This window comes from Mesorhizobium sp. CNPSo 4688 (genome assembly GCF_057784295.1).
Genome location: NZ_JBWLUY010000008.1, coordinates 424,950 through 433,190 on the forward strand (window position 1 = coordinate 424,950; position 8,241 = coordinate 433,190).

Genomic DNA, 8,241 nt, shown 5'->3' on the forward strand with positions numbered 1-8,241 from the left:
CCCGTCAGCCCTCGTCCATTGCAGTGACCGGCAGAGGTCTGGCGTGAAGGTAACGCGCTGCGCGCCGCTTGCTTTCGATGTCCTTGAAGACTTTCTGGACCTGGTCTTCGGTGAGGCCGGCAACCGTGGCGACCTCGGCGGCGGAAATGCCATGGTTCACGCCATAGAGGCACAAGTCCGTCAGGTGGTACGGCAACGCGAAATAGAACTCCTCCTGACTCTGTGCCATCGAGAAAGTGTCCGTGGTCGGCGGTCTGCTGCGAACTTCGGGGTCTATCCCAAGGTATTCCGCCAGTTGATAGACTTGCGTTTTGTAGAGGTGAACGATCGGCAACACGTCGGCAATGCCGTCGCCCTGTTTGACGAAGAAGCCCTGGTCATGTTCCAGCCGATTTGGCGTACCGGCCACCGCGAAGTTGAGACGGTCCGCGTGATAGTACTCCGTCATCTTGCGCACCCGCTGCTTGTAGTTGGTGGCGGCGACGATCTGCAGATAGGCTGCTGGCGACAAACGAACAGTGTCGATATTGCCCTCGGGGTCTTCGACCGTGAGGCGTGTTATGTTGAGGCCGTTGCTCTCAAGGACGGATGCCATCACCAGCTTGCATTTCCAGCCGTCGCCATAGGCCGGAACGACGGTCCTGATCGCGTCGACCTGGCGGGAATAGGCGCCGATCCCCTCCAAGGCCGGCGTGATGTCTTCAAGGATCGAGGCTATGCCGAGTTGCGCTGCCACCGTGCGGCCAAGCCTTAGCGAGTCCCCTGAGGAATGGAGCTCCGGCATGAATATGCCGAGGACCTTGTCTTTCCCGAACGCGCGAACGCTAAGGGCCGCGACGACGGAGCTGTCGATCCCCCCGGAGAGTCCGACAACCACCCCTCGGCGCCGGAGGGTGCCGAAGACCTGCTGGCGCAAGATTTCAATGATGCGATCGACCTCCGCACGAGGATCGAGCACCAGCGTATCCTTGCCGAATCCTGAGATCACGTCGATGACCTGTCCTCCTCCTGGCGAAACTCTTCTGGCAGATAAGTCCGCGCCACGGCCGCCTCGATGAGGGGACGGTTCGAGGCGACATGAGGTTCTGAGACCATATCGATATGGCTGCCGACGATGGGAATCACATCCAGGTCTGCGAAAGCGCTGTCCCAGCCAATGGCTCGAGGCATTCCTGGCCGAGCGCAACGGAATAGGGTGCCCGTGATCGGCAGTGTCGGCTTTGGCATCTGCAGCCACTGCCAGAAGGCTCGGGCTCTCAAAACTTCCTGAAGTTCCAGTTTGGCCCTGAAGCTTGTCGCGTTGAACTTATCCTGTGCATACCGGTCGAGCATGCGAGCGACTTGCGCCTCGTAGCCCATCCTGACCGTGACTTTTGCAAGAGCACGGCAAGCCATCCGGTAGGCCGTGATGCGATTGGTTCGGATTCGATGGTATGTGCGGGTAATCGTCTCCCGATAGGTGCTCCGTTCGCCGAGAAGGCTGGTGTCAAGGATGCCCAGAAATTTCACGGTTCTTCCGACAGCCAGCAGCCGCGAAGCGACTTCAAAAGCAACAACGCCGCCGAGTGAATGACCGAGGAGTCGTACGTTACCCGCAGGCTGGGCGCGGTTTATTTGAGCGAGTGCGGCGTCAGCCATGGCGCCGACGGTGTCTTCGCCCTGCAATATCATCGCCAGGGCAGGATACCGGACCGGGACCACTCGCGCCGTCTTGCCCATGGAGGATGCGAAGGCGGCAAGGCTTGGGCCGTAGCCGACCGACCCGGGGAGCAGAAAAAGAATTGGAACGTGGTCCTTGCGCGCATTGGCTTGCTGGTTGCCCGCCTTTGCCGTAGCAACCGCCTTTACCATCTCGTCGAAGGTCATCCCGACGGTGAAGGCTTCGAGGTCGAGTTCCTGTCCAATGACACCCTCGATTTCCATGACGCAGTGCAACAGCTTCAGCGAATCGCCGCCTGCATCATCCCAACGCCCGGCGGCGACGCGGGTATTGAGAATTTTGGTCCAGGCCCGCTGCACCACCTGATGGACATTCTGCTCGCGTCCGGCATTCGAGACCTGCGGAGTGGGGTCTGTCCTGATGCTTGCACTGTCCAACGCGGCAAGCCTCGCTATGTCGACCTTTCCGTTCGGCATGCGTGGAATTTCGGTCAGCGCATGCAACCTCAAGGGACATAGAGGTGGGGGCAGAGTCATTCTGACAAGCTGGCGAAGGTCGTCGGAAAAGTTGGAACTGGCCGGGCCACGAGGTACTGCGAAGGCGACGAGTTCGGTAGCCGCTGTCACAATAGTCACGGCGTCCTGAACAGAGGGCACGCTGCGCAATACCTGTTCCAGCTCTGCCGGTTCGACGCGTCGGCCATTGATCTTTATCTGGCGTCCCTTGCGGCCGACGACCTGGAGCAGGCCATGCTTGTCCAACTGGACGAGGTCACCGGTTTCAAAGATGCGGAGGGTGGGATTGTTTGGATCCGAGGCCACAGGCACGACTGCGCCGTTTTCCCAATGGCCAAGCAACACATATGGGCTTCTTATCACGAGCTCTCCGGTCGTGCCCGGCGGGACGCGCCGTCCCTCCTCATCGACAATCGCAAATGTAATTCCTGGAAGAAGCCAGCCCACCGGCACCGACGCGCCTTGCTCTGGCCAGTCGTTCGGCAAAAACCATTGTGAGCCAGTGGTCTCGGTTGATGAGTAACCGATCTGGACGAGGCAGTCGCTCGAGACCGCTTGGCGCAGCAGCGCAATATCAGCCCACGAAACCTTCTCGCCTCCAATTCGAGCGACCCTCAGTGTGCGGAAGGCATCCTCTGACCTATTTGCCAGGAGTGCGCGCAGCAGCGCCGGCACCAGATAAGTGACCGTCACGCCTTCGGACTGGATCCGGCCCAGAAGGGCGCGCAAGCCTATCGCTTCGACCTCGACAAGATGAAGAGTGGCACCTGTGAGAAGCGCAGCGAGCACCTCCCGGCATCCAGCGATCGTGGCTGGCCCCGTCAGGGGCAAGAAGACGTCAGTTGAGTCGATGTGGCATGCGTCGACATATTGCTGAACACGCCACAGAAGACTGCGCTGACTGTTGACAATGCCTTTGGGGCGCCCGGTGCTGCCCGAGGTATAGAGCACGATTGCCGGCGAATCGACGGAGACGGAAAAGGACTGGGGTATCCGATCGATTTTCGGCATAGCGCGGGGCACGACATCGATCCAACGGACAGCTTGCGGCAGACCCGTCGGGCGTATGTCGCCATCGCCTATTACAGCCGATAGCCGCGCCGCAGCCACGATTGCATTGATTCTGGAGTCGGGATCCCTGGTGTTCAGTGGTACCGAAGGTCGCCCGGCAGCCATACTTGCCAGCATTGCCAACGGGTAGAAGGCCGAGTTTGCTTGAAGGATCCCGACTGCCTGTCCGTCGGGAACAACGGTGGCGATTTGGCTGGACAGGGCCTCAACGGCCGACAGAAGTTCCGAGTAGGTAAAGCGATTGGTTCCGTCGCTGACTGCGAGCTTTTCGGGATACTGCCCGGCGATGCTTCGCAGATGATCGAAGACGGCAGTATCGGCAAAGTCCGCGCCCATCCGACGATAAGGACGCAGAACGGGACCGCCCTGATCGAGCGCATATTCTGGCACGTTCGACCATGTATCGGAGGCCGCTGGTTGAAAACCCGACTCTGGATCCTCAATTACCCTTTCAGATCCGAAATTGGCTGGTGACATGGCTGGCTCACGCTGAGATTAAGGTCACTTATCGCCGCCCGTCTAAATCTTTTCATCGATCATTCTGATGATGCTGAGAAATACTCGCGGCGCATATGGGGTGTGTTCGCTGGGCTGGCCGGGCGCCGTCCGTTGCGGCTAGTAATCAGACGCCAGGCGTAATCGATGCGGTCCAACCAGCCGATCGAGCTGGACGAGATTGTCGTCAACACGGTCGATGGCCAGTGCAGCCGACACCTCAAGCCTTCGCTAGAGCAATTCCGGGAAAAGTGTGTGCGGTTTTGCGTCCGGAAATTGCGTAAAAACAAAAAGATAGAGCGGTTCGCCGTTTCCGTGAAACGGTGAAATGCTCTAGCGCAAGCAACACCGTCTATCGCCCATCGTGTGGGCAATTCGGGACACGTCTCAAACGCCAAGTTTTGAGAATTGTTGGCGACGTGTGGCCCGCGCTTTGCTACCCCTGAGCGAACCCGGCATCCACCACACACTTATCGCAGTGCGCCAGCCAGCCTCGTTATCAAGCCCGCGACGACCAGGCCGCAGATCATGCCCGCGCCGTCGGCAAGCCAGTCGAATACATCCCTGTCGCGCGCTATCAATTGCGTGCCCTGAAGGATCTCGATCGCGGCACCTATAAGAAGCAGAAAAACAACCAGCTTTGTTTTTTGCTCGGGCCAGCCGAGGCTGCCAAGGGCCGCCAAAACCGCGAAGGCGGCAGCATGGTTGAGCTTGTCATGATTGGACGCGAAGGCCATGTCGAGAATCTCGAGGAGCCGCTCAGGCAACAGCGCGAGCAAGAGAACACCCACCAAAGTAAACGGAAAGGCCGTCCTTGCCACGATCGGATAAGAGTCTACGCGCAACAATCGGCATTAATCCTTGATCCGAGATTGCTGCAGCCATCGATGGCGCAGCGTTAACTGGCGGCAGCAATTTTCAGCTTCCGTCCTCCAGCGTGCCGACGCATCGGCCAAATGAATGACGATCTCGCAAACCATGGCCATGCGCCTGGGAACCGATTGCTGTCTGCCGGCGCCGGTCGGAGATTTCACGATCCCGAGGACACCTGCAACCCACACGCTCGGCACTTGAGCGAACTGCCTTCCTCGATGCTGCCTTGATCCAACATGGGCTCTTGTCTTCCATGGAGCATCCAACAGCGCGGACATTGAGCCACCCCCTCAACAATAGCCTTGTAGGTGTATACGCGCGAACCTGCAGCGGTGTTGTTGTCGAGATCGGCTCTCAGTTTTGCCCTGGCTTCGTCATGCAGGGTTAGCTCGCGACGCAGTTCGTCAGCCCTTGTGTGCTTGTCGATCGAGATCCGTTCAGCCTCAGATTTTAGCGTATCCCTAACACCGACCATTGCACGATCTCCCCGCCTGTACGTCCCTGTGTGCTGGTGCATTTAAAGATCGCACATGTGTCAGAGACGTCTTGGTTGATTACAACAAAACTTGGGTCGTGCCGGATTGCCGCCGCTGTTTAATCCGAGTCCGCAGTGCGGGCGATCTTGAAACCATCACAATGTGGAGAGCTTCACTTACTCCAACATGTACCCTGCGCTATCTTCTTCGAGGGAGCCACGACTGTCCTGCATTTGTAGGGATGGCCCAGCGGCTCGCGTAGGGACTGGGCAGCGGCCGGCCGCTGGGCCTAACCGGCGGGCATTGGGGCGCCGGCTGACCAATTTATGCATCCGGGCGAAATGCGAGCGAAACATGCGAACGAATTACGTGAGCGACGGAATTCAGGACAGCGGTGCTTCGCTGTCTTCGGCAATCGCTACGGCAGGTGAGCTTTTGCGTTTGGCGGTAGCTACTAGCGATCGGCGAAAACGGCTTCAGCCAGTCATGGGTAAGTCACTGGGAACCAGGAACCCGCCTTCCAGCAACTCCAAGGCATCCAAGGCTTCGTCGTCTTGCAAATGGGCCAAGGGAACGCCGTCTATATGGACAACGTTCTGGTCGTCTACGTCGTAGACTTCCCACAATTTGTCCGCGCCCCTTCGGATGGTGTGTCGTCGTTCCATGAGCGGACCATAGGGGCGGCGGTTGAAATTGGGTAGGAACAAAACTGGGGCAAACAAATTATAGTAGTGGAAAACTTAACCGTCTTGATTGTGTCTGCCGACAAATGCAACCTGGGTAGTCCGCCGTGAAGGCGAGTACTCACGCGCAGCTGAAGTGACCTGAGGAGGTTCGATTGCCGATATTGAGACCACAAAGCCTAGGACCAAGAACGGTTTCGCAGTGAGCGTGCGGGGCTTGAACTTTCTGCAGAGATGGATGGACGACAATCTTCCGCACCATTCGTCATCTGATCCAAATTTGGCGCGAGGCCTTGCTGAACGAGCAACCACAGATGCAAGAGAGGCGGGAATTCCGCCCGAAGAGATTTCAGAGGAGGTGGGTAGCCTGTTCACGACCATGCTTGAGGCGCTCGAAAGTCGCGACCGCGAAGTTGGCTGAGAATGGCGATATGCTCGGCAGAGCGTCCGCGGCCAGCCATCCGTCGGACCTGACGCCGGTGCAACACGAACCGGATGCGCGGCCCGGCAAGACTGGGCGATCAGGCCGCCAATACAAAACCAGGCTATCAGGCGGTCCGCCGGACCGTCCCTGTCAATTGTCGCTCCGCACGGCGCTTTGCTTCTTCATGTCTTCGAACGATGAAATGGCTCACCGGAATGTCGATAGTTCAGGCGGGAGTTCCAAATTCTCGGTCTCTGGCGTTGGGTTGCTGTCAGCGCATTAGTGGTAGCCGGGCACAAACACTGCTCTATCTGGACAGGTTAGGATAATTTTTGGGCACCGAGGCCAATTAGTACAAGGAAGCAACATCCATGACAGCGACAGGCCTTTACAGGTGTCCGGGAAATCCTCCATGCGCATGTGTGATGGAAGATAAGAAAGCCAGCTACGTCGACGCGGCTCACTATCGCGAACGTGGGTATAGGCCGGACTTTGAAAGCTTACCTTGGGAAGGCGAGTACAGGGCAGCCAAGGAAGGGCGCAGGCAAGCCAGTTCGTGAGTACTCCTTCCTGTTTTGGAAAGGCTGGCATCGACTGGGCTTGACCTAAGCTGCGATTTTCGGTTCGGAAGCCGCGCGTCGGTCGACAGCTGGTACGAAGCTGGGGTGTCCAAATCATCGCTATCGCTTGGACTCGACCAAGCAGCGAAGTGCGTGGCGCACTGGAATTTCTCGGCCACGTACAACCAGAACATGCCCGATCTTTGACAGGCTGCGGTGATCTGCAGCGGCCCGGCGCTCTCATGTCGGGGGAGACAGTAAGCGCACCGGGCCTCACCGGAGGGCAACAAGCACCCCGGCTGACCAAAGATGTTTGCGCTGCTCCTGATTTCAGCGAAGCATTTAAACGAAGGATCGTTCAGGCCAAAACCCGAGAGGATCTGCATCGGCCGAACGCTCCGTCTTCGGGTTGGCCAGGCCAGGCTTGGTAGCCTTTTCTCGATGCGAGAGGCGGCCGGTTGGCGTGTGAAAGAAGAAACATTGGATGCACCGAGGTGGCGCATCGATTGGGATGGGCTGCTTGCTAGCGGCCTACGACCTCAGATCGATGGCCTGTCAAACGCGGGACCCTCTCAGGCTATTTAAGGCTGCCAGTTGGCACCGGCTGGCGGTCTCTTTTCGGAGGCGATTTCTTTCGCGGCTTTCGTTCGTCTGCCTGGTCTTCCGTTTCAGGTGCCGACGACACCACGAGTGCTTGGGCAGTTGCGGTGATAGTTGCCAGTGTGTCTGCCATGCCCTCGGCAACCTCGGTAAGAAACACGAACTGGTCAGACGTTCCTTCCGAAAAAGGATCGGATGCTTGCGATCTCATCTCATTCACGAGGTGCTGCACCTCCGAGAGAATGAGGTCGCGTTCGGGATGCCGTGCGATCATTTGCGCTAGCAATCCTTGAATGAGCATAACGGCGCCCACTGTGCGACCGTCACCGGTAAGAGTTTGTTTCATCTGCTGCCTTTGCACCGGACTACGACTGCGCCCCTTAAATCACATAGGCCCTTCTCTCAACCAGGTAACGCAGCCTCTGAAGAGATGCTCGGTCCTTTTCCGCACCATAGGGCCAAGAGGCTCGCGGTCGCCACCCAGGGGTGATCATACGCCACATTCTGAGCCGATAGCCGTAGCAGATCACTATTCCCTTCACAGGTGCGCCGTTGTTCGGCGTCAGATTAACCTTAATCTGCTCCTTCGATTGAACGATCAGGTCGTGATCAAGCAGAGGTAATGTATCTGTTGCAGCAACTCGGCCAGGGTTCGCTGACAATAGGAGCAGGCCATGTGCGGCATCGTTGGGATTGTCGGCCAGCACCAGGTCGCGCCGCTCATTGTCGGCGCTTTGAAACGGCTGGAATACCGCGGCTATGACTCGGCCGGCGTCGCCACCGTCGAGAAAGGCGCGCTCGGCCGCCGCCGCGCCGAAGGCAAGCTGATCAACCTCGAACGCCGGCTGAAAGACGAGCCGCTCGATGGCACGATCGGCATCGGC

Annotated in this window: 5 protein-coding genes and 1 pseudogene; 2 read left to right on the forward strand and 4 right to left on the reverse strand. The window is 58.3% G+C overall.

Translation table 11 applies throughout. From position 1 onward, the window contains the following. Nucleotides 1-4 precede the first annotated feature (4 nt). The 3 genes from nadE to AC04SH_RS18050 form a co-directional block, all read right to left on the reverse strand. On the reverse strand, nt 5-988 hold the full coding sequence (gene nadE, locus AC04SH_RS18040) for an NAD(+) synthase (RefSeq protein ID WP_488576034.1): 984 nt from the start codon (nt 986-988) through the stop codon (nt 5-7). After that, on the reverse strand, nt 985-3,723 hold the full coding sequence (locus tag AC04SH_RS18045) for an AMP-binding protein (protein ID WP_488576035.1): 2,739 nt from the start codon (nt 3,721-3,723) through the stop codon (nt 985-987). Before AC04SH_RS18045 ends, nadE begins: the two co-directional genes overlap by 4 nt. Nucleotides 3,724-4,211: 488 nt before the next feature. Continuing rightward, complete coding sequence (locus AC04SH_RS18050; RefSeq protein WP_477232962.1) at nt 4,212-4,589, reverse strand: VanZ family protein; 378 nt, start codon at nt 4,587-4,589, stop codon at nt 4,212-4,214. A 1,422-nt stretch (nt 4,590-6,011) separates the two neighbouring features. On the opposite strand from AC04SH_RS18050, the gene AC04SH_RS18055 reads away from it, so the two are divergent. Beyond that, a complete protein-coding gene (locus AC04SH_RS18055) occupies nt 6,012-6,194 on the forward strand; it encodes a hypothetical protein (RefSeq protein ID WP_477232961.1) in 183 nt (60 codons plus the stop codon). Between the two features lie 1,140 nt (nt 6,195-7,334). On the opposite strand, the gene AC04SH_RS18060 is transcribed toward AC04SH_RS18055, so the two are convergent. Continuing rightward, entirely contained in the window at nt 7,335-7,703 is a 369-nt protein-coding gene (locus AC04SH_RS18060; protein WP_488576036.1) for a hypothetical protein, read from the reverse strand. A gap of 328 nt (nt 7,704-8,031) precedes the next feature. Here AC04SH_RS18060 and AC04SH_RS18065 point away from each other — a divergent pair. Further along, a pseudogene (locus AC04SH_RS18065) lies at nt 8,032-8,241 on the forward strand (glutamine--fructose-6-phosphate transaminase (isomerizing)); the annotation flags it as partial.